Origin of the sequence: Paraburkholderia sp. MPAMCS5, assembly GCF_036016995.1 — a bacterium.
Classification (GTDB): domain Bacteria; phylum Pseudomonadota; class Gammaproteobacteria; order Burkholderiales; family Burkholderiaceae; genus Paraburkholderia.
On sequence record NZ_JAYXBK010000023.1, the window covers coordinates 34326 to 60750 of the forward strand.

A 26425-nucleotide genomic window follows, 5' to 3' on the forward strand; every position below is an offset into this window, starting at 1 on the left:
TCACACCTCCCGTCGATAACAATCCAAGGAAACGCTGCAAATGAAGCTAAAAACCGTGAGTCTCGTGGCCTCCGTGTTCTTCGCGCTGGGCACTGTCTCGTTGCAAACCCACGCGGCAACCGGCACAAAGCCCGCGGTTAAAAACGTAGTGGACTCGGCGATCGAGCCGCTCATGGCGAAATATCACGTGCCCGGCATGGCGGTCGGCATCATCGTCGACGGCAAAACGTATGTGTTCGACTATGGCGTGGCGTCGGCGGAAACGCGCAAGCCGGTCACGCCACGCACGCTGTTCGAGATCGGTTCGGTGAGCAAGACCTTCACGGCGACACTCGCCGCCTACGCGCAACTCGGCGGCCAACTCTCGTTGACGGACAGCACGGAAAAGTACTTGCCGTCATTGGCGGGCACTCCGTTTGGCCGCGTGAGTCTTCTCCAACTCGGCACGCATACGCCTGGCGGCCTGCCGCTGCAGGTGCCGGACGAAATCCATAACAACGGCCAGTTGTTGCAGTACTTCAAGGCGTGGCAGCCGACCTACGCGCCCGGCACGTACCGCACCTATGCGAACCCCGGCATCGGCACGCTCGGTCTGATCACGGCGAAAAGCATGAACCGGGACTTCGCAGCGCTGATCGAACAGCGCATGTTTCCCGCGCTCGGCATGACGAGCAGCTACGTCCATGTCCCCGCAACGCGAATGTCCGACTACGCGCAAGGCTATACGAAGAACGGCGCGCCGATTCGCATGCAAGGCGGCGTGCTCGCCGACGAAGCGTATGGCGTCAGAACCACTGCCGCCGACATGCTGCGCTTCGTGCAAGCGAACATGAACCTGCTCGCCGTGGACGACAGGCAGCTTCAGCGCGCGATCACGGCCACCCACACGAGCTACTTCAAGGCCGGCGCGCTGACGCAGGATCTGATCTGGGAGCAATATGACTATCCGGTCGCATCGAGTACCTTGCAGCAAGGCAATTCGACCGCGATGGCATTGAACGCGACGCCCGCCAGCGAAATCAGGCCGCCGCAGCCGCCGCGCGAGGACGTGTGGATCAACAAGACTGGCTCGACGAACGGATTCGGCGCCTATGTCGCGTTCATTCCGCAAAAACGCGTGGGCATCGTGATGCTCGCGAACAAGAATTTTTCTATCGAAGATCGAGTCAGCGCCGCGTATCGGATCGTCACGGCGCTTGTCGCGCGCGAGCCATAAAAGAAGCCTTTAAACACGCTACGAACGCAAACGCGCACGCGCGGCAGCCGCAATGCGCGCGAGCGTTTCCGCGCTCAGACGCGCGGCGATCTTCTCCACGTATTCATGATGCCGCGCCTGCAATGGCGCGCCGAGTTGCTGCGCGAGCAGATAACGGATCAACGCGATGCGCCGGTGCCGCAGCAACATGCTCTGATCGAGCAAGGCGAGCGCGGCCTCTGCATCGTGCTCCTGAAACGCGCGCTCGGTGAGGCGCGCGGTGGCGAGCCGGGTCGACGTCATGAGAGTCCAGCGCCGCAAAAGCCGCGCGCGGTGCGTGAGAACACCGCGCGCCGCGTCACGACATCAGCGGTTCGGCTGCGTCGAGCATGATCTTCACGAAGTAATCCGCGAAGCTGCGCCGCACGACGATGTCGAAACTGTCCGCGCCCGTGGGCAGCAGCGTGATCGATGCCTTGAAGTAGTGACTTTGCGCGCACTGCCCGTCGCCGAACAGGTTCGGATGCAGATCGAGCGGACAGCCGCGCGACAGCACTTCACGCGCGCGCGTGCCGTCGATTTCGAGCACCGTATAGCCGCTGCCGATATCCACCGCCGACGCGAACACCCCTGCAAACGCAGCGCCGAGCTTCGCCTGCAACGGCGCGGTGCGCGCCGCGTCGTGCGCCGTTGCCGAACGCACGAGCCATTCGTCGGGGCCGAGCCACAGCATGTCGTAGCCATTGCCGCGCACAACCGTGTTGGCCTTCGCGGGCGGTTTGCAGCCGAGCACGCTTTCCACCGCTTGCACGAACGCGGGATCGCGCGTGTCGCCGCGCACGTTCACGAGTTCGAGAAACGGCCGCTCGCTCAATCTGAACGCCGCGGACGCAGTGGACTGATGCTTCCTCACGAGCGCGTCGACGCCAACCAGCGGCGACTCCTGCCACACGCCCGTTTGCTTGCCGACCGCGCGATCCACGACAGTCGCCGCCGCTTTAGTTTCATTCCACATGTTGACGCGCTCCTTCACTGTCGTAGAACACCGAGCTGGTGATCTTCGCTGCAATCTGTTTGCCGCTCGAAAGCGGAATCGTGACCGTTTCGCCGATCCTGTCGAGGCCGCCCTTCACTACCGCCATCGCGATCGAGCGCTTCAGAATGGGGCTGAAATAGCTCGACGTGACATGGCCGAGCATCGGCGCCGTGTCGCCCTGGAACGGACCGGCGACGATCTGCGAGCCTTCCGGTATCACGAGGTTCGGGTCGTCCGCGAGCAATCCCACCAGTTGCTTGCGCCCTGACTTCGCGGTGTCCGAGCGGGTGAGCGAACGCTTGCCGAGAAAGTCCTTCGACTTCGCGACGAGTCCGCCCATGCCGAGATCGTAAGGCGTCATCGAACCATCGGTATCCTGGCCGACGATGATGTAGCCCTTCTCCGCGCGCAGCACGTGCATGGTTTCCGTGCCGTACGGCGTGATGTCGTATTCAGCGCCCGCCGCCATCAACGCTTCCCACACTGCGCGCCCGACATTCGCGGGCACGTTCACTTCATACGCGAGTTCGCCCGAGAAGCTGATGCGCATCACACGCGAAGCCGCGCCCGCCACCGTGCCTTCGCGATAGCTCATGAACGGGAACGCCGCATTCGAAAAGTCGATGTCCTGACAGACCTTCTGCAAGACCTTGCGGCTGTTCGGGCCGACCACGGCGAACGTCGCCCAGTGGTCCGTCACCGACGCGAGACGCACGCGCATGTCCGGCCATTCCGTTTGCAGCCAGCGTTCGAGCCACGTGAGCACGCGCGCCGCGCCGCCGGTGGTGGTCGTCATCATGTAGTGCTGTTCGCCGAGGCGCACGGTCACGCCGTCGTCGAAGATCATGCCGTTTTCGTCGAGCATCAGACCGTATCGGCACTTGCCGACTTCGAGTTTGCTCCACGGATTCGTGTACACCCAGTTCAGCAGCTTCGCGGAATCGGGGCCCTGAATGTCGATCTTGCCGAGCGTCGAGGCATCGAGAATGCCCACGCTCTGACGCACCGCGAGCGATTCGCGCGCAACGGCGGCATGCAGGTCTTCGCCCTTCTTCGGGAAGTACCACGGGCGCTTCCAGTTGCCGACGTCCTCGAATTCCGCACCGTTTTCCACGTGCCATTCATGCACCGCCGTCTTGCGCACCGGATCAAGAAACTCGCCCAGCTCGCGGCCCGCGAATGTGCCGAACGTAACGGGCGTGTAATTCGGGCGGAACGTCGTGGTGCCGGTCTCGGGAATCGTCTTGCCGAGCGCCTGCGCGAGAATCGCCATGCCGTTGATATTGCCGAGCTTGCCCTGGTCGGTGCCGAAGCCCATCGCCGTATAACGCTTGACGTGTTCGACCGATTCGAAGCCTTCGCGCGCAGCGAGGAAAATATCCGCGGCGGACACATCGTTCTGGAAGTCGATGAACTGCTTGGGCCCACGCGTCGCCAGTTCGCGGCCGCCCACGAGCCACAGCGGCTGCATCTTCGACTCGCTGATCTCGGCGACCTGCACCGGATTCGGCCGCTTGACGATGTGGCCCGCGGCGCGCGCCGCCTCGCAGCCCGCATCGACGGCGAAACGAATGCCCTGGCCCAGCGTGAAGTCGCCCGCACACGCGCCCACACTGGTTTCGGGCTGCATCGCCTTGCCCGGCACGAAGCAGGCCTTGCCGTCATGCCAGTGCGCCTTGCCGCCCGATTGCGCGAACAGATGCAGCACGGGGCTCCAGCCGCCCGACATCGCGAGCAGATCGCAGCTCAACTCGCCTTGCTTCGCGCCGACCTGGCCGTTCGCATACGCAGCGACATCGACGGATGCCACGCGCAGTTTGCCGTGCGCCGCCGTGATCACGGCGCCGCCGATCACCTTCACGCCATAACGGCGCGCGAGTGCGGGCAGCGTGCCCCGCGATTCGCCCGCGCGCGGATCGATCACGGTCACTTGCGCGCCGGCTGCTTTCAGATCGAGCGCGCACTGATAGCCGTCGTCGTTGTTCGTGAACACCACGGCATTACGGCCCGGCAGCACCGCATAGCGATGCAGATACGTCGAGACGGCCGAAGCGAGCATCACGCCCGGCAAATCGTTATTGCCGAACACAATGGGCCGCTCGTGCGCGCCGGTCGCGAGAATCACGCGTTTCGCGCGGATTTTCCACATCAGCTCGCGCGTGCCCTTGCGTTGCGACACGGGCAGATGCTCGGTCAGACGCTGCGTGATCGTCACGAGGTTGTGATCCTGATAGCCGAACGCGGTGCTGCGCGAAAGAATCTTCACGTCGGGCATTTGCCGCAGTTCGTCTTCGATCTTGTGCACCCACTGCAACGCAGGCTTGCCGTCGATCTCCGCGCGGCACGACAGGAGCGAACCGCCGAGTTCCGGCTGATCGTCGACGAGCGTCACGCGCGCGCCGGACAGCGCCGCTGCATGCGCGGCCGCGAGACCCGTCGGCCCGCCGCCGACCACCAGCACGTCGCAATGCGCGAAGCACTTGTCGTAGCGGTCGGCATCCAGATGCTCCGGCGCCTTGCCGAGACCGGCCGCGTCGCGGATCACTTCTTCGTACTTCGGCCAGAATTTGCGCGGCCACATGAAGGTCTTATAGTAGAAGCCCGCCGGAATGAAACGCGCGATCTTCTGATTGACCGCCATGCGATCTTTCTCGATGCTCGGCTTCGCATTCACGCTGTTCGCCACGAGCCCCTGATACAGCTCGACTTCGGTCGCGCGCGCATTCGGCACCGTGTACGCGCCGGTTTCGAGTTGCACGACGGCATTCGGCTCTTCCACGCCCGCGGTGACGATGCCGCGCGGCCGGTGATATTTCCAGCTGCGCGCGACGAAGTGCATGCCGTTCGCGAGCAGCGCGGAAGCCAGCGTGTCGCCCTGATAACCCTGATACTGGCGGCCGTTGAACGTGAACGTGAGCGGCATTGCGCGGTTGATGCGCCCGCCATTCGGGAGTCGGTCTGTCTGGCTCATTGCGTCTTGCCCTCTTGTGCCTTGGCCTCGTTGCTGTCCATCTTGAGCAGCGGACGCTCGAACGTCTCGTAGCCCTGGATCTCGTAGCTCACCGTGTCGCGCTGGGCCTTGAACCAGCGGCGGCAGCCTTGCGTATGCATCCATTGCTCGCGATGCACGCCGCGCGGGTTCTTGCGCATGAACAGGTAGTCGCCCCATTCCTTGTCGGTGAGTTTGTCGGTGTCGAGCGGACGCATGATGTCCGCTTCGCCGCCGCAGGAAAATTCGGTTTCGGCGCGTGGCCCGCACCACGGGCATTCGATCAGCAGCATCTGGTTTTCTCCGTGTGCGTGATGTTAGTGGGCGACCGCGGCGGCGCCGTGTTCGTCGATGAGATGGCCCGTGTAGAAACGGTCTAGCGAAAACGCCGCGTTCAGCGCATGCGGCTCGTCCTTCGCGATGGTGTGCGCGTAGGCCCAGCCCGACCCCGGCGTGGCCTTGAAGCCGCCCGTGCCCCAGCCGCAATTGAAATACAGCCCCTTCACGTCGGTCTTGCTGATGATCGGGCACGCGTCCGGCGAGACATCCACGATGCCGCCCCACTGCCGGTTCATCCGCACGCGCGAGAACACCGGGAACATTTCGACGATGGCTTCGAGCGTGCCTTCGATAATATGAAAACTGCCGCGCTGACCGAAACCCGCGTACTGATCGACGCCCGCGCCGATCACGAGGTCGCCCTTGTCGGACTGGCTGATATACGCATGCACCGCGTTCGACATCACAACGGTATTGACGACCGGCTTGATCGGCTCGGACACCAGTGCCTGCAACGGGTGGCTTTCGAGCGGCAGGCGCACGCCGGCCATATCGGCGAGCGTGGTGGTATTGCCCGCCGCCACGATCGCGACTTTCTTCGCCTTGATGAAACCCTTCGTGGTGTCGACGCCCGTCACCTGGCTGCCGTTGCGGCGAATGCCCGTGACCTGGCAGTTCTGGATGATGTCGACGCCCGCCTGGTCCGCGCCGCGCGCGAAGCCCCAGGCCACCGCGTCGTGACGCGCCACGCCGCCGCGCCGCTGGATCGATGCGCCCAGCACCGGGTAGCGGCTATTCAGGTTGATGGTCGGTTCGAGTTCCTTGATCTGCGCGGGCGTGAGGAATTCGGCGTCCACACCGTTCAGGCGGTTCGCATTCACGCGACGCTCGGTGTCGCGCACGTCCTGCAGCGTATGCGCGAGATTCATCACGCCGCGCTGGCTGAACATCACGTTGTAGTTCAGATCCTGCGAGAGACCTTCCCACAGTTTCATGGCCTTCTCATAGAGCGCGGCCGATTCGTCCCACAAGTAGTTCGAGCGCACGATGGTCGTATTGCGCGCCGTATTGCCGCCGCCGATCCACCCCTTTTCGAGGACGGCGACATTGCGCACGCCATGTTCTTTTGCCAGGTAGTAGGCCGTGGCAAGACCATGTCCGCCGCCGCCGACGATCACCACGTCGTACTCGCGTTTGGGCTCCGGGCTCTTCCATTGCCGTTCCCAGTTCTCGTGATACGACATCCCGTTGCGCAAGAGGCTGAATATCGAATAGCGGCTCATCATTGATCCTTGTGGGTACTGTCGGTGCCAGGTGCTCGGTGCTTCATGAAACAGGCAAATCGTGGTTCAACATTCGATGACGTTCACAGCGAGCCCGCCGCGCGACGTCTCCTTGTATTTCGTCTTCATGTCCGCGCCGGTTTCGCGCATCGTCTTGATTACGTTGTCGAGCGATACGTAGTGCTGGCCGTCGCCCTTCATGGCCATGCGCGCGGCGTTGAGCGCCTTGATCGCGCCCATTGCATTGCGTTCGATGCACGGAATCTGCACGAGCCCGCCGACCGGGTCACAGGTCATGCCGAGGTTGTGCTCCATGCCGATTTCCGCTGCGTTTTCAACTTGCGTCGGCGTGCCGCCCATCACGGCGGCGAGCGCCGCGGCGGCCATCGAGCAGGCCACGCCCACTTCGCCCTGGCAGCCCACCTCGGCGCCGGAGATCGACGCGGTTTCCTTGTAGATGATGCCGATCGCGGCAGCGGTCAGCAGGAAGTCGACGATGCCTTCGTCGTTCGACGCATGCATGAACTTCACGTAGTAGTGCAGCACGGCCGGAATCACGCCGGCCGCGCCGTTGGTCGGCGCCGTGACGACGCGCCCGCCCGCGGCGTTTTCTTCGTTGACGGCCATGGCATACAGGTTGACCCAGTCGAGCATCGACAGCGGATCGCGCAGCGACTCTTCCGAGCGCGAGCGCAATTGCGCGCACAAGTCGGCCGCCCGGCGCTTCACGTGCATCGGGCCGGGCAGCTCGCCGCGCACCTTGCAGCCGCGCTCGACGCATGCCGACATGGCGCGCCAGATCGCGAGCAGGCCGTCGCGCACTTCCTGTTCGGGCCGCGACGCGCATTCGTTCTTCAGCGTGAGCTGCGCGATCGAGAGGCCGGTTTCGCGGCACACGCGCATCAGGTCGTCGCCGGTACGAAACGGATGCGGCACGTCCGCGCCGCCGCGCACGCCGTTCACCCGATCGCCCTCGCGATTAACCACGAAGCCGCCGCCGATCGAGTAGTACTCTTTTTCGACCAGCAGTTGCCCGTTTTCGTCGAAAGCCTGAAAGCGCATGCCGTTCGGATGCACGATGCCCGAACCCGGCGCGCCCGGCATCAGCTTGCGGAAAAAGCCAAGATGCTCGCGCTCGTCGAATTTCACCGGATGCTTGCCGAGCAGCGCGAGTTGCTTCGTCTCGCGAATGACCTGCAAACGCGGCTCGATCACGTCCGGGTCGATCAGTTCAGGCAGATTGCCTTCGAGCCCGAGCAGCACCGCCTTGTCCGTGCCGTGGCCTTTGCCGGTCGCGCCGAGCGAGCCGAACAGCTCGACTTTGACGCGGCGCACGAAGGCGAGCAGATTGGCATCTTCGATATGCGACGCGAAACGGCAAGCAGCAATCATCGGCCCGACCGTGTGCGAGCTTGAGGGACCGATACCGATCTTGAACAGATCGAAGACGCTGACGTTCATGGCGTGCCTTGTGCGTTGCAATGTCGGGTGGGCGGGAGTTGCGTTTCAACAGGCCCTATTGCACCGCACGTCAAATTGAACCGATAGAATAAAAACGGCATGGCAGTGGGATAGCGGCGTCAAGGGCGCTGTGGCGCTTTCCCGGTGCTATGCTTGGCTCAACTTTTTCTGCTCCGGCTGCATGCATGAACTCCGCTGAATCGCTTCCTCCTCTATCCATCGACGGCACGCCGAAAGAGCGCATCCGCTTTGGCATCATCCTGCTGCCGAACTTCACGCTGACCGCGTTTTCGGGTTTCGTCGACCTGTTGCGCCTTTCCGCGGACGAAGGCGACTTCAGCAAACCGGTGCGCTGTTCATGGAGCGTGATAGGGGAAACCCTTGCTCCGGTGCGCGCGAGTTGCGGCATCCAGATCACGCCATGGCAAACCTTCGACAAAGCCGAGCCGTTCGATTACGTGGTCGTGGTGGGCGGACTGCTGCATTCCGGGCCGGCCGCGAGCGACGCCACGCTCGCTTTCATTCGCCGCGCGGCCGCGAACAATGCGACGCTCGTCGGCATGTGCACGGGCGTGTTTTCGCTGATGCGCGCGGGCGTGCTCGACGGTTATCGCATTTGTGTGAGCTGGTTCCACTACTGGGATTTCATCGAGCGATTTCCGTCGGTCAATGAAGAGGCGCTGGTGGCCGACCGGCTGTTCGTGATCGACCGGCGGCGCATTACGTGTTCGGGCGGCCGCGCGTCGATCGACGTGGCCGCGGCCATTCTGTTGCGTCACTTTGAAACGGCGACCGTGCAGAAGGCGCTGCGCATTCTGCTCGTCGACGATATGCAAAAAGGCAATGCGCCCCAGCCGCATCCGCCCGGACTCGCGCCCGCTACGCATCCGAAAGTGAAGCGCGCGATTCTGCTGATGGAACAACATGTAGGGCGCTCCCTCTCGCTCGACGAACTCGCGCGCAAGCTGGACCTGTCGCCGCGTCAATTGGAGCGGCTTTTCAAGGCGCAAACCGGCAAGGCGCCGCAGGCGTACGCGAAGCAGGTGCGTTTGCGCACCGCCGCATGGTTGTTGACGAGTTCCGATAAAAGCGTGGCCGACATTGCGTCGAGTTGCGGCTTCTCCGACGCGTCGCATCTGGGCCGCGAATTCCGCAAGCAATTCGGCCTACCGCCCATGATGTATCGCGAGCAAGGCGGCACGCCGGCCGAAACGGAACACGGCGCGGATTACGACGAGACGTTTCCGGGCCGGGCGCAGGCGATCTGAAAATCGCATTTCGAGCCTTGTTTCGAGGCCTGAAAATGATACGCGACGAGATTCGCGCGGCCCGCGCCGCGCGAAAATCCAACGTCACTTCCCTGCTACATACGCCTTGACCGCCGGCAAACCGTCCTTGCCGTCGAATGTCTTGACGCCCGCGAGCCACTGGTCGAGCACCGCCGGATTCGCCTTCAGCCATTCACGCGCGGCTTTGTTCGGGTCCGTCTTGTTCATGATCGGCAGCATCACGTGGTTCTCAATGTCGGTCGTGAAATGCAGATTCGACACGAGCTTCGCGACGTTCGGGCAACGCGTCGCGTAGTCGGTCGGCGTGACTGTCATCACTTTCGCTTCACCGTAGTTCGGGCCGAAGACGTCGTCGCCGCCGGACAGATAGTCCATTTTCATCTGCACGTTCATCGGATGCGGTTCCCAGCCGAGAAACACGATCGGCTTCTTCTCGCGGATCGCGCGGTTCACCTCGACCAGCATGCCCGCCTCGCTCGACTCGACCAGCTTGAACTTGCCGAGCCCGTACTGGTTGCTGTCGATCATCTTCTTGATCAGCGCGTTGCCGTCGTTGCCCGGCTCGATACCGTAGATCTTGCCGTCGAGCTTGTCGTAGTTCTTCGCGATGTCGCCGAACGATTTGATGCCGGCCTGATAAGCGTAGTCCGGCACGGCCAGCGTGTACTTCGCGCCCGTGAGGTTCGGCGTGGGCAGCACATTCACCTGGCCGGCCTTTTTGAACGGGTCGATCATCGGGTCCATGGTCGGCGACCAGTAGCCCAGGAATACGTCGATCTGCTTGCTCTTCACACCTGCAAAGGTGATCGGCACGGACGCGATGGTCTTGGTCGGCTTGTAGCCGAGCCCTTCGAGTACCGTCGATGCCAGTCCGGTCGTGGCCGCGATGTCGGTCCAGCCCACATCGGCGAAGCGCACGTCGCGGCATGTGGCGGGATCGGCCGCGAAAACAGGGGAGACAGACGTGACACACGAGAAAGACAGCGCGCACAACGACGCGGCCCACAGACGATTCATGGCGGTTCCTCAGGGTGATGGATGCTGGATTTGTTGTTGACTTGCTCTATTACGCCGACAGACGCCGCTCCACGCTCGGCGCATGTCCGAACTGCGCGCGATACGCCTTGCTGAAATGACACGGCGAATGAAACCCGCACACGGCCGTGACACGCGCGATCGACGCGTCGGTATTGCGCAGCAGTTCACGCGCCCGGCGCAAACGCAAGGTGAGGTAGTAATGCGTCGGCGACACGCTCAGGAACATCTTGAACATGCGCTGCAAGTGACGTTGCGACAGATTCACGAGCCGCGCGAGTTCGTCGAGCGACAAAGGCTCTTCGATGTTCGCCTCCATCAGCCGCACGACCTCGATCAGTTCGGCGCGCGAGAAACCCACGCGGGCATCGACGGGAATGTGCTGGTAATCCGTCGAGCCGCGAATTCTTTCCACGATGAACTGCTCGGACACCTGCGCCGCGACCGCGTGGCCGAGGCGCATGCCGACCAGGTTCAGCATCAGATCGAGCGGCGCGGTGCCGCCCGTGCAGGTCATGCGGTCGCGATCGATCACGAACAGTTCGTCGGCGAAACGAACATGCGGATAGCTCTTGTGCAGCGGCGACATGTCTTCCCAGTGCACGGTGCAGCGATAACCGTCGAGCAGTCCCGCCGCGAGCAGCGCGAACGGCCCCGTGCAGATGCCGCCAAGCGGTATGCCCTGGGCCGCCACGTCGCGCAGCAAAGCGATCACCGTGTCGTTAACATAGTCGCGCACATGCCAGCCCGCGCACACAATCAGCACGTCGGGCATGCCCGCTTGCGCGAGCGTCGTGGTCGGCTTCACTGTGATGCCGTTGCTGGCCCGCGCCGGCTCGCCGTCCGGCGTGATCACCGACCAGCGGTAGTGCTCCGCGCGGCCCACGTAGTTGGCCATGCGCAGCACCTCGACCGCGCTCGTGAACGCGATCATCGAGAAGTTCGGCAGCGTCAGAAAGCCGACGTGTGCGAGCTTCGCGAGCGGCGAATCGGACGGGGCCTCGACCGGCGTGATCGCGTCGCGCTTCATGGTCCGCTCAGCTATGTTGCGCCGCCGGCGTGCGGCGCACCTTCATCAGATTGCGCAAGCCTGAGAAGAGCGGCGCACGCGCCATGCCGGGCGAGCGGCCGAAGCTTTCCGTGATGCGGTCCAGAATGATCGCGAGCATCACGACCGAGAGTCCGCTTTCGAAGCCGAGGCCGATGTCGAGCCGCTGAATACTGGCCAGCACGTCGTTGCCGAGACCGCCCGCGCCGACCATCGACGCGATGATCACCATCGACAACGCCATCATGATGGTCTGGTTCACGCCCGTCATGATGGAAGGCAGCGCGTTCGGCACCTGCACCTTGTAGAGCAGTTGCCACGGCGTGCAACCGAACGCCTGCCCCGCTTCGACAATTTCGCGGTTCACGTGCTTGATGCCGAGCGACGTGAGACGCACCGCGGGCGGCATCGCGAAGATCACCGTGGAGAGAATGCCGGGAACGCGGCCGAGGCCGAACAGCATCGCCGCCGGAATCAGGTAGACGAACGCGGGCATGGTCTGCATCAGGTCGAGCACGGGGCGCACGATCATTTCGACTGTGCGGCTCTTCGCGGTCCAGATGCCGAGCGGGATGCCGAACACGAGACTGATCAAGGTGGACGACAGCGTGAGGCCCAGCGTGATTACCATCTGATCCCAGAAGCCGGTGCCGTAGATGAGCAGCATCGCGAGCAAGGTGAAGAGCGCGAAGCGCCAGCCCACTCGCCACAAACCGATGCCGACGAAGAACGTCATCAGCGCCCACATCGGCACGGCTTGCAAACCGTGTTCGATGATCGCCGCAAAGTTCTCGATGACCTTGCCGATCGAATCGAAAGTTTTCGCGTCGTGGTCGAGCAGATAGTGAACGCCGTGATCGACCCAGGCGCCAAGTGGAATGATTTCAGACATGGGAACCTCGATGGCGCGTGAGAACGTGCAGCACGTTCGTCTTGTTGACCGAACCACAGTAGGAGCCGTCTGCTTCGACGACCGGCAAAGGCGCGCGGCTCGCCACCACGCGCTGGACCACATCGTCGAGCGGCGTGGTGCGCCGGATGCATTCGACGACATTCAGTTTCGGCGACGCGCTGCCCATGTCATCGCGGCTCACGAAGCCGCGAATCTTGCGCTGGCCGTCGAGCACGAACGCGTATTCGGCACTGCCGTTGAGCGTGGCCGCCACGCTGGAGGCGTCGATTTGCGGCGAATGCGAGTGCATGAGCGGCACCGCGTCGGTCTGCATCAGATCGCCGGCGGTCAGATAGCGGCTCGTGTCGATGCCTTCGAAGAAGGCGCGCACGTAGTCGTCGGCCGGGTTCGTGATGATTTCCTGCGGCGTGCCGATCTGCACCACCTTGCCGCCTTCCATGATTGCGATGCGTGTGCCGATGCGCATCGCTTCCTCGAGATCGTGCGAGACGAAAAGAATGGTGCGTTGCTGCTCGCGTTGAAGATCGAGCAGGACGTTCTGCATTTCCTTGCGCTTGAGCGGATCGAGCGCGGAGAACGCTTCGTCCATGATCATCAGCGACGGGTTGACCGCCAGCGCCCGCGCGAGGCCCACGCGCTGCTGCATGCCGCCCGAGAGTTGCGCGGGCAGCTTCTGCGCGAACGGCGCGAGGCCGACCTGTTCGAGCACGGTCATCGCGCGCGCTTCGCGCTCCTTCTTGCCCATGCCCGCCACTTCGAGCCCGAACGACGCGTTGGACAGCACGGTGCGTTGCGGCATCAGCGCGAAGGACTGGAACACCATGCTCATGTCCTTGCGGCGCAGCGCCGTGAGTTCGGAGCGCGGCACGCTTGCCACGTCGCGCCCGTCGATCAGCACCTTGCCCGCGGACGGCTCGACGAGCCGATTGATCAGGCGAATCAGCGTCGACTTGCCGGAGCCGGACAGGCCCATCAGCACGAAGATCTCGCCTTCCTTTACTTCGAACGATACGTTGTGGACGCCGACAATCTGGCCCGTGCGTGCGAAGACTTCTTCTTTCGTCGCGCCGCCTGCCAGCATGCCGAGCGCCTGTTTCGGGTTAGTGCCGAACACCTTGCACAGCCCTTCGACCACGACCTTGGGGGAATTCATTGAATGCTCTCCTATGTCGGCCAGAGTCAGCGCAAGGCACTGACCCTGGTCCCATGCAAAGCTGCGTGGCGGACCTCCGTCCGCGCTGTGCATACATAGTTGCCAGAAAAAAGTGCGACTAGCCGACTATTTGCGACAACCACATGTGGAAATACGACACCCATGTCGCATGAACGCTATTGCCGTCGGCTGGGAGCCCTGCTGGACAAGGCTTTCGCCGACGCATGCAGCGCGCTCGCCGCATGTCGTTCCAAGCCAAATGAAGGCTTGGTTCAGCGAAAAAACATTCGCGAAGGGTGCAAAGAAGTATGAAACGCGGCGCCGCGGCAATGCAACAGTCGATTTTTTGAGCGGCTGGTGAAGTGGTGGCGGTGAAGCGGCTGGGGAAGCCACTCGCTTTGTTCAGTCAAAAAGCGCCTGCCATAGAGGAGCCGCAAGCGAGCGCCGCCGCAACGACGACACTCGCCGCGAGCTCATGTCCGATCATTACTGGCTCGCGCCCGTGCCCATACCAGCCTTTTTCTGGGCTTTTTGAAGGTTGTTCGGGTAGTTCGGATCGTTTTGAGTCGGCTGATAACCGGCGTCTTCCAGCTTCTTCAACTCTGCGTTCTTCTTTGCGCGAGCCTGCTTGCGCGCCGCTTTGCGCTCGGCTTTGGTGGGCTTCGCGCTGCTGCTTGCGGTGGGCTGCGTGGTTTGCGCGGCGGTGTCGCTGGCCGTTTGGGCGGCTGCGAGCGGAATGCCGCCGGCCACCATGGTGGTGACCGCAAGGCCGAGCATGATCTGTCTGATAGCAACGCGCTTCATGGCTGACTCCCTCAAGTTGGCAATGGCGTTCAAGGTTGTTTGCAACTCTGCTTTCCCTGTTGCGTGGTCCGCGCCGCATCCGGCGCGGCTCGCCGTTCAGAGCTTAATGCCAAACGGCGCATCGCATAACGGTGCCGTTGAATGCGGGCAATCCCGCAACGCGATGATCGTGACGAAACGCAATTAGCAGGCCTGATCGCATCGGCAGGCGCGAAACGCACATGTATTCCGTGCCATGAGTTTTTCCTGCATGAGCGCGCGCGCTGACCTATTGTTTAAGCGCGCCGGGAGCGCCACGGCAGCGCTTTTCTACAACACAGGATGCTCCCCGTTGAGCGAATTGCTGCTCACAGGCGCGTCTTTTTTTGCATGCAACGAAGCGACATCAACTTTTCGAGGATGGAGAAAACGTGAAAACAGTCAATCTTTTAAAGGCGCTCGGCATTGCATTGTGTGTGGCGACCGCGTCGAGTGCTTATGCACAATCGAGCGATGCGGCGTCGTCCGGCGAGATGAATTCGTCGACATCGCGCACGAAAACCGTGAAAAAAGCAGACCGCAAACTCGGTCTCGACGTGCGCAAGGCGCTCTCCAAAACGCAAGGCTTCGACGTGTCGAACGTGTTTGTTCGCGCGCGCGGCGGCGCGGTGACATTGAGCGGATCGGTGCCCGACGGCGCGCAGATTCCGCAAGCCGAGGATGTGGCGAAGAATGTCTCCGGCGTGAAGTCGGTCTCCAACAAGCTGACGGTGGCCAATCCGAAAGGCGGCGGTTAAGCGCGCCTCGACTTGAATGGCGTCCTGTCAATTGCATCGGACCACGAAGGGTTGCGCGTCGAATGTGTTTCGCACATGCGGCGCTTCCCTTTTCGCGATGTCAGGCGCGCCGCGAATTCGACGCCCTCGCGTAACGCGCAAGCATCCACACCGCCGCGGCTCCCGCCGCGAGCAATGCGGTGTGCTTCGGATGCATCGATGCCTGCGTATACAAGCTCGATTCGAACACCTTGCGCTTCTGTCCCGAACGCTCGCGCAATGCGCCTTCCGTGCCGCGATTTCCCTGCGACGTGCGCGGCGGCTCCTTCGTGCGTTGCGATGCAATGCCGAAGCGGCTCATCACACGGTCATACAGATTCGGTGCCCGGCGCGCGAACGTGACCATGGCCGCCGATGCGCCGCCCACATACAGATCGCGAACCGGCGTCGCCGCGGCATGCAGGATGGCTTTAGCGACGATATCCGGTGCATAGAGCGGCGCGGGCAGCTTGGGCTGCACATCGAGATGATTGCGCGCATGCTCGACGAACTGCGTATGAATGCCGGACGGCTTGATGAGCGTGACCGAGACCGGTGCGCGCTCTTCGATCAGTTCCATGCGCAAGGTGTCGGTGTAGCCCTTCACTGCATGCTTCGACGCGACATACGCGCCCTGCAACGGTATCGCGATGTCGGAGAGTTCGCTGCCCAGATTGATCAATGCGCCGCCGCGCTGCCTGAGGTGTTTGAGCGCGATCGTCGATCCCTGCACGACGCCCCAGAAGTTGGTCTCGAACAATTGTTTCTGCTCGTCGATGGGCACGTCCGCGCAACGCCCGAAGATCGACGCGCCCGCATTGTTCACCCATGTGTCGAAACCGCCGAAGCGCTCAATCGCCTTGTCGGCGGCGGCTTGCAACTGCTCGGCGTGGCTCACGTCGGCGACCGCGTAGTCGACGAGCGCGCCCTGATCGCCGAGTTGCGTGGCGAGCGCGCCGAGCGCTGCTTCGTCGCGCGCAATCAGCATTACGCGTGCTCCGCGGCTCGCGGCGAGGCGCGCGGTCGCAAGACCGATGCCGCTCGTCGCACCGGTAATCACGATGACCTGCTGGGCGATCGGTTTGAGCTTCACTATCATGGCGGAATCCTCGAAGGAGAGAAAGGATTGCGGCAGCGCATGTGCCTCGCCGCCTGAAGAAGCATTTCGCATGCCGCACCGGTTTCGCGAACGTCGCTTCGAACACGGGCAGGCGCCCGAGTACTTGCAGCACGCCGTCAGCGCAACGACAGCAGGCGTTATGCAAATGAATGGCAATCGAGAGCCGCCGTAATATGTGCGTCCTTAAATTTTAATCACCGAATGCTTCAATGCGCGACAGCTGGTCGGGAACGCGGCGTGCCGCGTCGGGAAGCGCAGCCGCACACCCCACAAACAATATCCCAGCGAGGTCCACGCGTGCACCTGTCATCATCGCCATGAACCAACCTTCAGACGCCGCCCTGCCGCCGACGCTTCCCACCGGCGATGAACCGGGCTGCGCTCGCACGCGCGGCCCTGCACTCAGGCTGCTTGCATGGAGCGCGGCAGGCATCGTTGTCGCGGCTGTGGCCTGTAGCGTGTATGCGCTTGTTTATCCCGAGCGTATGCCGGCTTCGGTCGGCGCGATCGTCGAGGAGATCACGGGCGCGAATCCTCACCCCGTGCAACTGATGCGGCCGCCGAGCGCGCCGCTGAGCGCCGTCGCATTGCTCGGCAAAGCGATTTTTTACGACCAGACGCTGTCGGCTTCGGGCACGCAGTCGTGCGCGTCGTGTCACTCGCCGAAGAATTCGTACGCGCCGGACAACGCGTTTCCCGTGCAGCTCGGCGGCGCGCATATGAGCGAAGCGGGCTATCGGCCGCCGCCTTCGCTCACGTATCTATATCGGCAGGCGCCGTTCAGCATCGGCCCCGATCAGGGCGACACCGACGCGCCGGTGGATCTGACGCAACTCGCCTCGCAGGCAGCCGGCGTGCAGCGCGCGCAGAAGACCGCCCTCGCCGCGCCCGCCGCTCCGGCGATGGTGCCGCAAGGCGGCCTCTTCTGGGACGGCCGCGCCGATACTTTGCAGAACCAGGCAATCGGTCCGCTGACGAACCCGGTCGAGATGGCCAACAGAACGCCGGAAGACGTCGCGCGCAAGCTGCTGCAAACCCGCTACCTCGACCGGTTCAAGCAGCTCTTCGGGCCGTCCATTGCCGCCAATCCGAGCCTGCTGATCTCCGAGGCGATGTTCGCGGTCGGGCGTTATCAGATCGAAGAATCGTCGTTCCATGCATTCACGAGCAAGTACGACTACTGGCTCGAAGGCAAGGCGCGGCTCACCCATGCCGAGCTGCACGGTCTGCAGTTGTTCAACGACAAGGACAAGGCCAACTGCGCCGGTTGCCATCTGAGTCAGCCGGGCAAGGACGGCTTGCCGCCGGTTTTCACCGACACGCAATACGAAGCGCTCGGCGTGCCGCGCAATCCAGCCATTCCCGCCAACAAGGACCCGCAGTTCTTCGATATGGGCGTATGCGGCCCGTTTCGCGAGGACCTCTCGAAACAGACCCAGTACTGCGGCATGTTCCTCACGCCGACCTTGCGCAATGCCGCGAACCGCAAGGTGTTCTTTCACAACGGCGTCTATCACGACCTGAAACAGGTGATGGATTTCTACAATCTGCGCAACACGTCGCCTGAAAAGATCTATCCGCGCGATGCATCAGGCAAGGTACGGAAGTACAACGATCTGCCGCCGCAGTATCACGCGAACGTGGATGTCGCCGACGCGCCCTTCGACCGCAAACCGGGCGATCAGCCCGCGATGACCGACGAGGACATTCAGGACATCATCGCGTTCATGAAGACGTTGAGCGACGGTTATCGGGTGAACGGTTCCTGAAGCTTCGCGCCGCGCGCGAGCTTGCGAGCGCGCAGCGCGAAGCAACGCGGCCCGGCCCGGTGCGGTATCCTTGCCGGTTCCGCAATCTCTTCCGATACCCTCCCCGATGGCCTATTTCCCTTTTCACGCGGTACTTTTCGACTGCGACGGCGTGCTCGTCGATTCCGAACCGATTACCGCCCGCGTGCTCGCGGAGATGCTCGGCGAGCTGGGCTGGCAGTTGAGCATCGAAGAGACGATGCGCATTTTCGTGGGCAAGATGGTGAAGGACGAAGCCGCGTTGATCGAAGCGCGCACGGGCGTTGCGATTACGACCGACTGGCTCGCGCAATTCCGCGCGCGCCGCAATACAGCGCTCGATCGGGATCTGACGGCGATTCCCGGCGCGGTCACGGCGGTGCGCTCGCTTCACGCCACGTTGAATGGACGCATTGCGGTGGCATCCGGCGCGGACCGCGTCAAGATCGAACTACAACTGAACAAGGCGGGTATTGCCGACTGCTTCGAAGGACACATCTTCAGCGGTCACGAAATGCCGCGCAGCAAGCCGTTTCCCGATGTCTATCTCGCGGCGGCGGCGGCGCTCGATGTGGACCCGGCACGCTGCGCCGTGGTCGAAGACTCGGTGACGGGCGCCACGGCGGGCGTGGCGGCGGGTGCAACGGTGTTTGGCTACTGCCCGAACGAACCCGGTCATAGCAGCGCCGCTGCGATGCGTGAAGTAGGTGTGGTTCAGGTGTTCCGCGACATGGCGGAGCTGCCGCGCCTGCTCGCCGAGTGGCGCGGCGCCGCGTAAATGTCGGCGCTGACGAAGGTCGGCACATGCAGCGAGTGTCGGGAAGTCGACGACACTGTCGCGTGGCGAGTTGGCCGGCAGCGGTCACTTCGTGATTGCTTGATGGTCACTGCGTGATTACTTCATCGGCACTTCATCGGCACTTCAGGCACGCGAGCCCGCATGAAGTGCAGCGCTCGCTGCTTGTCGCCGAATGGCATGGTGTGTGCAAGTGGAAAGCCTGAGCGCGGTTGCGTCCGCGCTCAGTGCCCATTCTTTCCCGGAGACTCATCATGACCACCTTGATCCTCAAAGACCTTGCACGCGTGCATGAGCTCGACGCAGCCCGCTCGCGTTCCGTGCGCGGCGGTATCGCCTGTCTGAAGCCGGTTGTGCCCGTGCCTTGCCATGGCGGCATTGTTCCGCCGATTATCGTTCGCGGCGGCTGGAACGAAGAACCACTGTTTCATCCCGGTTGCGGACCGACGCCGATGCCCTGGTTCGGCATGCCATCGCCGCCGGAACGAAAGATCATTCCGCTGTGAGGCGCGCGCGCCGGCTTGCGGTGTCGAGAAGCCGGCCGCGCTGTTGGCGTTTGATCAGGTGTTGCCGGAGGTGAGCTGCCAGGCGCGTGCCGATCATGTACCCATCATGTACCAAGCGCGTCACGAACACCGCAAGATCAGCCCGGCGTCCGCGTTGCCGCGACAACCGGCGCGGGCGCGGCCGCCTGCAAGTGCTCGCCCCCATCGACCGGATCGGTGCCCGAAGGACGCGTCGAGCGCTCCGATTGCGCGAGCAGCGTGCCGACCGAGGGATCGATGGCATCGGTGAAAGGCTTCGGATCGAGTCCGATTGCAAGCACCAGCAACGCCATCGCGCCGAGCAGGACGAACTCGCGGCTGCCGAGGTCTTTCAGCTTCGCAACGCGCGCATTGGCAATCGCGCCGAAAATGACGCGCTTGTACATCCACAACGTGTAGGCCGCGCTCAGGATCAAGGTGGACGCCGCCATCGCGCCGATCCAGAAGTTAAAGCGGATCGTGCCCATCAGCACCATGAATTCGCCGACAAAACCCGAGGTGCCGGGCAAGCCGATATTGGCCATCGAAAACAGCATCACGAACGCGGCGAAGCGCGGCATGGTGTTCGCCACACCGCCATACTCGGCGATAGCAGCGGTTTTCGTGCGGTCGTACAACATGCCCGTGCACAGCAGCATCGCGCCGGACACCACGCCATACGACAGCATCTGCACGATCGCGCCGGCCTGGCCGATGCGGTTGAACACGAACAGACCGAGCGTGACGAGGCCCATGTGCGCCACCGTCGAATACGCGAGCAGGCGGCGCATGTCGGTCTGCACGAGCGCAAGAAGGCTCGCGTAGATCACGGCGACGAGCGAGAGCGTGATCATCATCGGCGCGAAAAAGTGGCTTGCCTGCGGTGCGATCGGCAACGCGAAACGCAACAGACCATAGCCGCCGAGCTTGAGCATGCCGATCATCACGGCGGCGCCGGTGGGCCCGTCGAGGTGAACGTCGGGCAGCCACGTGTGCAGCGGCCACATCGGCACCTTCACGCCAAACGCAGCGAGGAAGCCGAGAAAGATGAGCACCTGCGGCATCATGCCAAGGCGTGTTTCGCGCCACAGCGCGAGGTCGAAACTGTGCGTCTGGCTGTACAGATACAGCATGGACATCAGCATCATCAGCGAGCCGAGGAACGACACGAAGAAGAACTTCACCGCCGCATACGAGCGATTCGCCTGGCCCCACGTGCCGATCAGCAGATACAGCGGGATCAGCGTCGCTTCAAACGACACGAAGAACATCATGCCGTCGAGCGACGTAAAGACGCCTTGCATGAAACCCGACAACATCAGGAATGCGCCGAAGTATTGCGCGGTCCGCTCGGTGATCGACTCCCACGACGCGACCACGATGACGATCGTGGTAAGCGCGGTCAGCGCGACGAGCCACAGCGAGATCCCGTCCACACCCACATGCCACGCGATATCGAAGGTCGGCGACCAGCGGACGTTCTCGACGAACTGCATCGTCGTCACGTCGTTGCGGAAGTTCGTCACGAGCGGAATCACCGGGACGAAACCCGCCACGGCGCCGATCAATGCGAGCCACCGCGTGCGGCCGCGCGCCGCGTCGGAGCCGGCGCGCAAAACGACCAGGCCCGCGACGATGGGAATCCAGATGAGTAGGCTAAGAAGAGGCAATGGCATGTGCGCTGTCGAAAACTAGAGATACAAAACGCCGCATCAATGCTTTCGCGGAAGAAAGAATTGAAATGGCGTTGTAGGCTTGCGTTTAGCGAAGTGACGTGGAAGTGGCGCTGCCAAACTTCACGTTTACCCGCAGTCGAGTGACGAGGGTGGGAGATTACCAAGTTAAGGATACTTTTGCAGCGCAACATTGCGCAAAAACACTGGACAATGCATTGTTGCGACGGCCACCTCTTGCGAAACGCCGAAAAATGTGCAGTTGCACAAGACATTTCTTCATAGCTTTCGGCTGGAGAAGTTGTCCGCAAAAGCGGCTTTTTAGGCGACGGTTCGCGGACGTTTCCTGCGGGCGCCGTGGGCGCTCACGACCGCGAAAGGGCCGTGCTCGCACGAGAGCTTTTTTCGGGCCGACTTTTTGCCTCACCGAAGGCAATACGCGCCGTATTCGAAGTAAATATTTTTTATTCATGCGATGCCTCGAATGAAGGAATCGCGTGAGGAAAGCGTCGTTCGAGACTGCGCGTGCATCGCGAGCCGCCGCTTCGACGCACCTTACAGAAGCCGAATATACTGCGGCGATAACCCGCCTTCGGCCATCCTCTCCGGACAACGCATGGTGCTTCGTGACGAAGTTGTCGTTCCCGCGCTCGAGTGCCACGGACTGAGCAAGACGTACGGCGCCGGGCGCATCGTGCTGGCGAAACTCGACTTCACGCTGGCGCGAGGCGAGTTCGTCGCGATCATGGGCGACTCGGGCGTCGGCAAATCGACGCTGCTCAATCTGATCGCCGGCCTCGACCGCGCGGACAGCGGCGACGTGATGATCGACGGCGCCGCCGTCTCGCGACTCGACGACAATGCCGCGACGCGTTTGCGTCGGCAGAAACTGGGTTTCGTGTTTCAGGCCTTTCACGTGCTGCCGCATCTCACGCTCGCGCAAAACGTGGCGCTGCCGCTGCTGCTCAACGAACTCGATACCGCCGTTGCGCTCGACATGCTCGCCGAGGTCGGCCTGGGCGGTCGTGGCGGCGATTTTCCGCGGCAACTCTCCGGCGGCGAATTGCAACGCGTCGCGATTGCGCGAGCGCTCGTGCATCGCCCTACTTTGATTCTCGCCGACGAACCGACCGGCAATCTCGATCCCGATACGGCGCACGAAGTGCTCGCGCTGTTTCGCGCGCAAAGCAAGGCGACCGGCGCGGCCACGATGATGGTCACGCACTCGGAAGCCGCAGCCGCCGTGGCCGACCGCATCATGATTCTGAGCGAAGGCGGCTTGCACGCCGCTTCGGAAGCGCCCTCGCTTTCGCGCGCCCAATACGGCCCGCGAAGCCCCGCTCGTTCAGCCGATGACGCCCGCTGATTCGCACCGCTTCTCACGCATGCGCGGGCAACGTGTGCTCGCGCGCTGGCTGCTCGGCGCGGAATGGCGCAGTCATCGCGGACGCGCCCTCGTTGCAATCGCAACGATCGCGCTCGGCGTGGCGCTCGGCTATGCGGTGCAACTGATCAACAGTGCCGCCTTCACCGAGTTCTCGGCTGCGGCGCGCAGCCTCTCCGGTGAAGCGGATCTGCAGGTGCGCGGCGCTCAACCTCTCATCGACGAGGCGATCTATCCGCGTCTCGCCACGCACGACGGCGTGGCGCTCGCGAGTCCCGTTCTCGCGCTGGACGTGACCGTGCCCGAACAGCACGCCGCTTTACCGGTACTCGGCATCGACGTGTTCAAGGCAAGCCGCATTGCGCCCGATCTGACCGGCGTGCCTTCGACCGAGCGTCCTTTCGACACGCTCGCCTCCGACGCCATCTTTCTTTCCACCGCCGCGCAGCAATGGCTGCAGGTCAAAACCGGCGATGTGCTGGCGCTGCAAAGCGGCACCTCGATCGTGCATTTTCGTGTGGCGGGCGGCATCGTCAGAACGCGACCAGGACAACGGCTTGCGATCATGGACATTGCCGCCGCGCAGTGGAAGTTCGGCAAGCTCGGCAAACTCTCTCGCGTCGATGTGCGGCTCAAGCGTGGGGTCGAGCGCGAACGCTTCAAGCGGAATCTGCAAGCGGCGCTGGGCAACCAGTGGATCGTTGCCGAAGCACGCGATATTGAAAGCCGCACGGACCGGCTCTCGCGCGCGTATCGAATCAATATGAACGTGCTCGCGCTGGTCGCGCTTTTCACCGGCGCATTCCTCGTGTTTTCGACGCAGGCTTTGAGCGTGGTGCGCCGCCGCGCGCAGTTCGCGATGCTGCGCGTGCTCGGACTGACACGCGGCCAACTGCTGCGTCAGATCTTGCTGGAGGGCGCGCTGCTCGGCCTGCTCGGTTCACTGTGCGGCCTCGCGCTCGGCTATGCATTCGCTGCGGGCGCACTGCGCTTTTTCGGCAGCGATCTGGGCGGCGGTTATTTTCCCGGCGTGCAACCGCGAGTCGGCTTCGAACCGCTCGCGAGCGCCATCTTTTTGCTGCTGGGCATCGCCGTGTCGGTCCTCGGCAGTCTTGCGCCCGCACTCGAGGCGGCGCGGGCGCGGCCCGCCGCGGCGCTGAAGGCGGGTGCCGAAGAAGGCGCGCTCGCGCGGCTCGCCACGCCGTGGCCTGCCTTGCTATGCCTGTTGGCCGCCGCGCTTCTGACGCAAGCGCCGCCGTGGTTCGACGCGCCGATTGGCGGCTATGTCGCTGTCGCGCTGTTGCTCATCGGCGGGATTGCGTTGATGCCGCGCGTCACCGCATTCATCTTCGGCGCGGCGAGCCGGATTTCCGCAACCCGGCGACGTGGCGGCGCAGCGCCTACGCTTGCGCTCGCGCGTCTCGCGAATGCGCCGGGTCATGCGTCGATTGCAATGGGCGGCGTGTTGTCGAGCTTTGCGCTGATCGTGGCAATGGCCATCATGGTGGCGAGCTTTCGCGTGTCCGTTGAAGACTGGCTGGTTCATCTGCTATCGGCCGATCTCTATGTGCGTGTGGCGGAGAACGGCGACACGGGCGGCTTGAGCCCCGATGAACAGACCCAGATCGCCGGCGTTCCGGGCATTGCAAGCGCTGCGTTTGCGCGCACCTCGCATATCACGCTCGACCCGGCGCGGCCGGACGTGGCCGTACTGGCGCGCGAAATCGACGCGGCCAATCCCGGCGCGAATCTGCAAATGACGGGACCCGTCCTGTCGCCTCGTGAACTACACGACGACGAAACACCTGTTTGGGTGTCCGAAGCAATGGTTGATCTGTATGGATATCGGGTCGGACAGCGTATTCGCCTGCCGCTCGGCGAACGTGGACATGTGTTCGCCGTGGCCGGCGTATGGCGCGATTATGTGCGGCAGACCGGCGCCATCCAGATACGGCTGACCGATTACCGGCGCCTCATTGCCGATACGAATGTCACCGATGCGGCAATTACGATTGCACGCGGCGCGAGCGTCGAGCGCGTGATCGCGGGACTGCGCGCACTGCCTTTCGGCGCGACGTTGGGCGTCTCGCAGCCGGGCGAGATTCGCGCACGCACGCTCGTGATCTTCGACCGAAGTTTCGCGGTGACTTATCTTCTCGAAGCGGTCGCGATCGTGATCGGCTTGTTCGGTGTGGCCGCAACGTTTTCCGCACAGACGCTCGCGCGCGCCAGAGAGTTCGGCATGCTGCGGCACGTCGGCGTGACGCGCTCGCAGATCTTCGCCATTCTCGCGCTTGAGGGCGGCATGCTCACGGCGTGTGGGATCGCGATGGGCTTCATGCTCGGATTCGCGATCAGCCTGATTCTGGTATTCGTCGTTAATCCGCAGTCGTTTCATTGGAGCATGTCATTGCATGTACCGTGGAGCGTGCTCGGCACGGTCGCATGGGTGATGCTGGCTTCGTCATGCTCGACTGCGGTGATGGCAGGACGCGGCGCGGTCTCCGTGGATGCGGTGCGCGCGGTAAAGGAGGACTGGTGATGCGAACCGTGCTGCGTTTTCTGGCGCACGAACCAGTGACGAATGTGGCTGCTAGCATTGCTGTTTCGTCCACGCGCTTTCGACGCAAGCGTCTCTTCACTTCCGGCTTGCTGGTTGCCGGCATGCTGGGTATGCCGTTGGCCTTTGGGGCATCAACGGAATTCGCACCGGTCACGAAAGATCATCCCATCGCGCTACCAATGGACACCGGCTCGCACGCTCACTTTCGCACCGAGTGGTGGTACGCGACCGGCTGGCTCACTACGCCCGACAATCGTCCGCTCGGCTTTCAGATCACGTTCTTTCGCTCTGCAACCGGTCATGACGCCGCCGACCCGAGTGCTTTTGCGCCTTCTCAATTGATCATCGCGCACGCAGCGCTTAGCGATCCGGCACTCGGTCACCTTGTGCACGATCAGCGGATTGGCCGCGAGGGTTTCGGCCTCGCTTATGCAAAGCGCGCCAACACCGACGTCAAGCTTGACGCATGGAAGATCGTGCGAGCCCCCGATGGCCGGTATGACGTCAGCGTCGACGCCAGCGGATTCGCATTGCATCTGACGCTCATGCCAACGCAAGCACCGTTGGTTCAGGGCGAACGCGGATACTCACGCAAAGGTCCGCGGCCTGACGAGGCGAGCTACTACTATAGCGAGCCGCAATTGCGTGTGTCCGGCAGCGTGATGCGCCCAGCGACTCAAGAGGGTCGATCGCAAGGCGACACGGCAGTGACCGGCGCGGCATGGCTCGATCACGAATGGTCGAGTACCTTGCTCGACGCGAATGCGGTGGGTTGGGACTGGCTTGGCGCGAACCTCGCCGACGGTTCCGCGCTGATGGCGTTCAAGGTGCGTAGGCGCGACGGTCACGCGATATGGGCTCATGCGGCATTGCGCGATCGCGACGGACGAGTCACGACGTTCGCCCCAGGTGAAGTCGAGTTCACACCACGCCGCCTATGGCGTTCGCCGCGCACCAATACGTCGTACCCCGTTGCGATGACGGTCAAAACCGGCACGCTGTCATGGCAGCTTGACCCGCTAATGGACGATCAGGAACTCGATTCGCGCCAATCCACCGGAGCCGTGTATTGGGAAGGCGCTGTGCGCGTCAGCCGCGATGGCGCGGATTTGGGACGGGCTTATCTGGAGTTGACCGGATATGCGAACGCGCTGCGGATAGGCAAGGAGTGAGCGGCGGCTGCGGGTTCTGTCTGTTTTTCGCCGCCGTAAACGCAGAAACCCCACCTTGAAGGGGTGGGGTTTCTGATGCTGCTGGGGAGCCTGACGATTACCTACTTTCACACGGGCAATCCGCACT

24 protein-coding genes are annotated in these 26425 nt (G+C 63.0%); 11 read left to right on the plus strand and 13 right to left on the minus strand.

Going from position 1 to position 26425, the window contains the following annotated elements; all coding sequences use genetic code 11:
- The first annotated feature begins 40 nt into the window (after positions 1–40).
- Positions 41–1216, plus strand: coding sequence for a class C beta-lactamase (gene ampC / locus VOM14_RS29675; protein ID WP_327632289.1), 1176 nt, complete (start codon positions 41–43; stop codon positions 1214–1216).
- 18 nt (positions 1217–1234) lie between these two features.
- Here the strand turns inward: ampC and VOM14_RS29680 are convergent, their stop codons facing one another.
- From VOM14_RS29680 to VOM14_RS29705, 6 genes are all read right to left on the minus strand, one after another.
- On the minus strand, positions 1235–1498 hold the full coding sequence (locus tag VOM14_RS29680; protein ID WP_327632290.1) for a hypothetical protein: 264 nt from the start codon (positions 1496–1498) through the stop codon (positions 1235–1237).
- Positions 1499–1553: 55 nt separating this feature from the next.
- The gene (locus tag VOM14_RS29685) at positions 1554–2210 is read right to left on the minus strand and encodes a sarcosine oxidase subunit gamma (protein WP_327632291.1); all 657 of its coding nucleotides are present in this window, start codon (positions 2208–2210) and stop codon (positions 1554–1556) included.
- Positions 2200–5202: a sarcosine oxidase subunit alpha family protein gene (locus tag VOM14_RS29690; RefSeq protein WP_327632292.1), complete on the minus strand. Its 3003-nt coding sequence runs from the start codon at positions 5200–5202 to the stop codon at positions 2200–2202. The genes VOM14_RS29685 and VOM14_RS29690 overlap by 11 nt, the downstream gene beginning before the upstream one ends.
- Positions 5199–5513, minus strand: a complete 315-nt coding sequence (locus tag VOM14_RS29695) for a sarcosine oxidase subunit delta (protein WP_327632293.1) — start codon at positions 5511–5513, stop codon at positions 5199–5201. The genes VOM14_RS29690 and VOM14_RS29695 overlap by 4 nt, the downstream gene beginning before the upstream one ends.
- A gap of 24 nt (positions 5514–5537) precedes the next feature.
- Entirely contained in the window at positions 5538–6782 is a 1245-nt protein-coding gene (locus tag VOM14_RS29700) for a sarcosine oxidase subunit beta family protein (protein ID WP_327632294.1), read from the minus strand.
- Between the two features lie 66 nt (positions 6783–6848).
- A complete protein-coding gene (locus tag VOM14_RS29705; protein ID WP_327632295.1) occupies positions 6849–8243 on the minus strand; it encodes an L-serine ammonia-lyase in 1395 nt (464 codons plus the stop codon).
- A 185-nt stretch (positions 8244–8428) separates the two neighbouring features.
- On the opposite strand from VOM14_RS29705, the gene VOM14_RS29710 reads away from it, so the two are divergent.
- The gene (locus VOM14_RS29710; RefSeq protein ID WP_327632296.1) at positions 8429–9511 is read left to right on the plus strand and encodes a GlxA family transcriptional regulator; all 1083 of its coding nucleotides are present in this window, start codon (positions 8429–8431) and stop codon (positions 9509–9511) included.
- Positions 9512–9595: 84 nt separating this feature from the next.
- Here the strand turns inward: VOM14_RS29710 and VOM14_RS29715 are convergent, their stop codons facing one another.
- From VOM14_RS29715 to VOM14_RS29730, 4 genes are read right to left on the minus strand one after another with little or no spacing between them, the layout of a single operon-like run.
- Positions 9596–10549, minus strand: a complete 954-nt coding sequence (locus VOM14_RS29715) for a choline ABC transporter substrate-binding protein (RefSeq protein WP_327632297.1) — start codon at positions 10547–10549, stop codon at positions 9596–9598.
- Between the two features lie 49 nt (positions 10550–10598).
- A complete protein-coding gene (locus VOM14_RS29720; protein ID WP_327632298.1) occupies positions 10599–11597 on the minus strand; it encodes a GlxA family transcriptional regulator in 999 nt (332 codons plus the stop codon).
- A gap of 7 nt (positions 11598–11604) precedes the next feature.
- Positions 11605–12507, minus strand: a complete 903-nt coding sequence (gene choW / locus VOM14_RS29725) for a choline ABC transporter permease subunit (protein WP_327632299.1) — start codon at positions 12505–12507, stop codon at positions 11605–11607.
- On the minus strand, positions 12500–13681 hold the full coding sequence (locus tag VOM14_RS29730; protein ID WP_327632300.1) for a quaternary amine ABC transporter ATP-binding protein: 1182 nt from the start codon (positions 13679–13681) through the stop codon (positions 12500–12502). The genes choW and VOM14_RS29730 overlap by 8 nt, the downstream gene beginning before the upstream one ends.
- A 169-nt stretch (positions 13682–13850) precedes the next feature.
- Here VOM14_RS29730 and VOM14_RS29735 point away from each other — a divergent pair, with 169 nt between their 5' ends.
- Complete coding sequence (locus tag VOM14_RS29735) at positions 13851–14042, plus strand: hypothetical protein (protein ID WP_327632301.1); 192 nt, start codon at positions 13851–13853, stop codon at positions 14040–14042.
- 125 nt (positions 14043–14167) lie between these two features.
- On the opposite strand, the gene VOM14_RS29740 is transcribed toward VOM14_RS29735, so the two are convergent.
- Complete coding sequence (locus VOM14_RS29740; RefSeq protein WP_327632302.1) at positions 14168–14485, minus strand: hypothetical protein; 318 nt, start codon at positions 14483–14485, stop codon at positions 14168–14170.
- On the opposite strand from VOM14_RS29740, the gene VOM14_RS29745 reads away from it, so the two are divergent.
- On the plus strand, positions 14484–14672 hold the full coding sequence (locus VOM14_RS29745; protein ID WP_327632303.1) for a hypothetical protein: 189 nt from the start codon (positions 14484–14486) through the stop codon (positions 14670–14672). The two genes, VOM14_RS29740 and VOM14_RS29745, sit on opposite strands and share 2 nt — an antisense overlap.
- A gap of 223 nt (positions 14673–14895) precedes the next feature.
- Positions 14896–15261 (plus strand): BON domain-containing protein, encoded by a 366-nt coding sequence (locus VOM14_RS29750; protein ID WP_327632304.1) that lies wholly within the window; start codon positions 14896–14898, stop codon positions 15259–15261.
- A 100-nt stretch (positions 15262–15361) separates the two neighbouring features.
- On the opposite strand, the gene VOM14_RS29755 is transcribed toward VOM14_RS29750, so the two are convergent.
- The gene (locus VOM14_RS29755; protein ID WP_327632305.1) at positions 15362–16378 is read right to left on the minus strand and encodes an SDR family oxidoreductase; all 1017 of its coding nucleotides are present in this window, start codon (positions 16376–16378) and stop codon (positions 15362–15364) included.
- 338 nt (positions 16379–16716) lie between these two features.
- Here VOM14_RS29755 and VOM14_RS29760 point away from each other — a divergent pair, with 338 nt between their 5' ends.
- From VOM14_RS29760 to VOM14_RS29770, 3 genes are all read left to right on the plus strand, one after another.
- Positions 16717–18168, plus strand: a complete 1452-nt coding sequence (locus VOM14_RS29760; RefSeq protein WP_327632306.1) for a cytochrome-c peroxidase — start codon at positions 16717–16719, stop codon at positions 18166–18168.
- A gap of 106 nt (positions 18169–18274) precedes the next feature.
- Positions 18275–18964 (plus strand): HAD family hydrolase, encoded by a 690-nt coding sequence (locus VOM14_RS29765; protein WP_327632307.1) that lies wholly within the window; start codon positions 18275–18277, stop codon positions 18962–18964.
- Between the two features lie 272 nt (positions 18965–19236).
- Positions 19237–19488 (plus strand): hypothetical protein, encoded by a 252-nt coding sequence (locus VOM14_RS29770; protein WP_327632308.1) that lies wholly within the window; start codon positions 19237–19239, stop codon positions 19486–19488.
- 137 nt (positions 19489–19625) lie between these two features.
- On the opposite strand, the gene VOM14_RS29775 is transcribed toward VOM14_RS29770, so the two are convergent.
- Positions 19626–21182: an NADH-quinone oxidoreductase subunit M gene (locus tag VOM14_RS29775; RefSeq protein ID WP_327632309.1), complete on the minus strand. Its 1557-nt coding sequence runs from the start codon at positions 21180–21182 to the stop codon at positions 19626–19628.
- Positions 21183–21795: 613 nt separating this feature from the next.
- Between VOM14_RS29775 and VOM14_RS29780 the strand changes: the two genes are divergently transcribed.
- The 3 genes from VOM14_RS29780 to VOM14_RS29790 all read left to right on the plus strand — a co-directional run bounded on the left by VOM14_RS29780 (position 21796) and on the right by VOM14_RS29790 (position 26298).
- Positions 21796–22545 carry an ABC transporter ATP-binding protein gene (locus VOM14_RS29780; RefSeq protein WP_327632310.1) on the plus strand — a complete coding sequence of 250 codons (750 nt, stop codon included), beginning with the start codon at positions 21796–21798 and terminating at the stop codon, positions 22543–22545.
- The gene (locus VOM14_RS29785; RefSeq protein ID WP_327632311.1) at positions 22532–25105 is read left to right on the plus strand and encodes an FtsX-like permease family protein; all 2574 of its coding nucleotides are present in this window, start codon (positions 22532–22534) and stop codon (positions 25103–25105) included. The genes VOM14_RS29780 and VOM14_RS29785 overlap by 14 nt, the downstream gene beginning before the upstream one ends.
- A gap of 122 nt (positions 25106–25227) precedes the next feature.
- A complete protein-coding gene (locus tag VOM14_RS29790) occupies positions 25228–26298 on the plus strand; it encodes a lipocalin-like domain-containing protein (protein ID WP_327632313.1) in 1071 nt (356 codons plus the stop codon).
- Positions 26299–26425: the final 127 nt, after the last annotated feature.